The sequence below is a fragment of the bacterium genome, assembly GCA_026398675.1.
Classification (GTDB): domain Bacteria; phylum RBG-13-66-14; class RBG-13-66-14; order RBG-13-66-14; family RBG-13-66-14; genus RBG-13-66-14.
Window position 1 is genome coordinate 1 of sequence record JAPLSK010000323.1, and the last position, 2,702, is coordinate 2,702.

Below are 2,702 nucleotides of genomic sequence, written 5' to 3' on the forward strand. Positions count from 1 at the left end.
ACCTGCAAAAAGGGACGGCCCGCGAGATTATCTCCGCCCGCTTCCACCGGGGGCTGGCGCGGGGAATCGCCGGGGCGGCCGTCCGGGCGGCGCGGGAGAACGGAATCGGGCACGTCGCCCTCACCGGGGGGTGCTTCCAAAACCTGCTCCTCGTCGAGTGGACGGCGCGGGAAATCGAGGCGGCGGGGCTGACGGCGCTCCTGCACCGGCGGGTGCCGCCCAACGACGGCGGGCTTTCCCTGGGGCAGCTATTCCTGGCGGGGCGCATCCTGCGCGAAACATAGGGGCGCCGCGTGTCCCCTCTCCCCTCTGGAGAGAGGCTCGCCTAGGGGTTAGGGTGAGGGTTGCGAGGGTCCCCTCCCCCCTCCGGGGGGAAGCGCGCTTACGGGCCGGGGTGGGGGGTGTAGCGTCCCCTCTCCCTTCCAGGGAGAGGGTTAGGGTGAGGGTCAAGGTTGGGAACGGAATAGCGACGGCCCGCGGAGGACTCGTCCTACGGGGCCGCCCTACGTCATCGCAATCGGAAACGGCGTCCCGCAGGGGACTCGTCCCACGGGGCCGCCCTACGTCGGCGCAAATTAACCCTCACCGTCGGGAATCAGCGACACCCCGTCCATCTCCGGCAGCGGCTCCAGGCCCAAAAGCTCCAGAATCGTCGGCGCCAGGTCTATAATCTCCGGCAGCTTCCCCAACTTCCACGGCCGGTTGACGAAGAACACCCCCGTGACTATCCCCGGGTCCAGCGAGCAGTGGTCGGCGGACCACTTCTTCCGCTGGTCCCGCAGGATCGCCGGCTCGATGCCCCCCAGCGAGCACTGCCAGCTCACCCGATACCCCTCGTAGAACCCGACCAGAAGGTCCGGGAAGAACTCCATGGCATCGCCGTGAAAGACGACGTCGCCGCGGTACACGTTGCGGACTACCGAAACGGGGTCGGGGCGGAGAGGGTCATCGGGGGCGAAAACACGGTCGCCCTCCTCCTTGGGCCGCGGCCCGTGGGGCGGGTTGGTGTCCACCAGCACCAGGAGCTTGCGGGCTATCTCGTCCACCAGCCGGTCGTACTCCTCCCCCGGCTCCACGATGCCCTTGGACTCGCGCCCCTTGAGGTTGATGTAAATCTCCCCCAGCCCCAGGGCGTAGGCCACCGACTTGTCCCAGTCCACCCCGGCGAAGAAGAGCCCCTGCTGCCCGAAGAGGTCCTCCAAGCTGTGCTCCTCTATCCCGTAGCCCTGTTTGAGCACCAGGTAACCGTTCTCGACGAGCCAGTTGTTGAGGTTCACGTCGCGGCGGTAGGAGGCGAACCCGTGGTCGCTCATCACGATGAGAACGTCCTCGGGGTCCATGTGCTCCACGAACCACCCCACCACGCCGTCCATCCACTTGTAGACCTCGAAGATGGCCCGGCCGTAGAGCCGCTCCAGGTCGGCCGAGTACATGGGATGGTCGGTGTCCAGGAGGCGCCACATGATGTGCTGCACCCGGTCCGTGCCCTGGAAGACCGCCACGGTCAGCTCCGGGTGGTTCTTCTCGAAGAGGTACCGGGTGATGTCGAACAGGTCGCCGGCGACCTTCCACAGGTTCTCCATGAAGGTCCCCTCGTCGGTGCGGCCCTCCGAGATGGCCCAGGTGTCCTCGGCCCACCCCTGGGTGTAGTAGAGCCCGACGTTCTCGGCCACCTCGGCCGACAGGCGCTCCGGGCAGGAGATGGGATAGACGGGATCGCGCGGGTCGAAGTTGATGGGGTGCAGGTAAACCCGCAAAGGCTCCGTGGACAGGAGCTTGAACTGGCTGATGCCGTCTACCGTGATGAGCGCGTTCACGCGGAAGTCGAGCTCGACGAAGTCGCTCCACTCGCCCTCGGCCAGGACCACGTTCTGGTCGCCGATGTTCAGGCTCACCGAGCCGTCGTCCAGGAGGCGTCCCTCGACGGGGACGAGAATCTCCTCGGGGGTGTCCAGGTAGGCGAGCTCGTCGGGGTCGAGCTGGCGGACCAGGGCCTCCTCGCGCAGCTCGCGCTTGTTGTCGCGGATGACCGGGTTGCGCGGGCCCTCGACGGGCAGCTCGAAGCTCCCGTCGCGCTCCAGGGTGAGATGGTAGAGCTTCCCGCCGAACTCGGTGTTCTCCTCGACGCCCGGCGGGAGGTCCTCGGCCCAGTAGAAGAAGGTCCCCATGGTCCCCCGCACATCGGGCACCCCGAGGCCCGAGAGCACCTCCCCCGTGGCGCAGGGGCAGGGGAAGGTCACCGGGACCTGCATCAGAAGCTGGTGGACGTCGGCCGCGCTGGCCACGTCCCAGAAGGGCGTCCCCTGCCGGGTGCACCACACCTTGGGCATCGTCGTCGGGATGAGGCCCCAGAGGAACTCGGCCTCCGAGGAATCCAGCATGGCGAAGACGGGGGTGTAGGTCTTGGGATCGCGCAGGAGGAAATCGAAGATGCCGTGCTTGCCGGGGTTGGCCCCGGTGGCGAAGCTGGACCAGCTCACCGGGCTCTGGGCCGGGATGGTGGGCATGAGCGGGCTGTAGGTCCCCCGCGCGGCCAGGGCCGTCAGATTGGGCAGAAGCGACTCACCCGGGTTCTCGGGGTCCTCGGTGGCCATCCACTTCTCCAAGAGGTCCGAGTCCACGCCGTCGAAGCCGAGGACGACGACCCGGTGGTCGAATGCGCGGTAGTAAGGGACGCGCTGGAGCCCGGCGGCCAGCCAGAA

2 protein-coding genes are annotated in these 2,702 nt (G+C 67.6%); one reads left to right on the plus strand and one right to left on the minus strand.

What is annotated here, in order from left to right; genetic code table 11:
• The coding region (locus NTW26_09415) for a carbamoyltransferase HypF (GenBank protein ID MCX7022471.1) at window positions 1-284 on the plus strand (284 nt) is incomplete at its 5' end.
• A 291-nt stretch (window positions 285-575) separates the two neighbouring features.
• Here NTW26_09415 and NTW26_09420 read toward each other — a convergent pair.
• The coding region (locus NTW26_09420; GenBank protein ID MCX7022472.1) for an alkaline phosphatase family protein at window positions 576-2,702 on the minus strand (2,127 nt) is incomplete at its 5' end.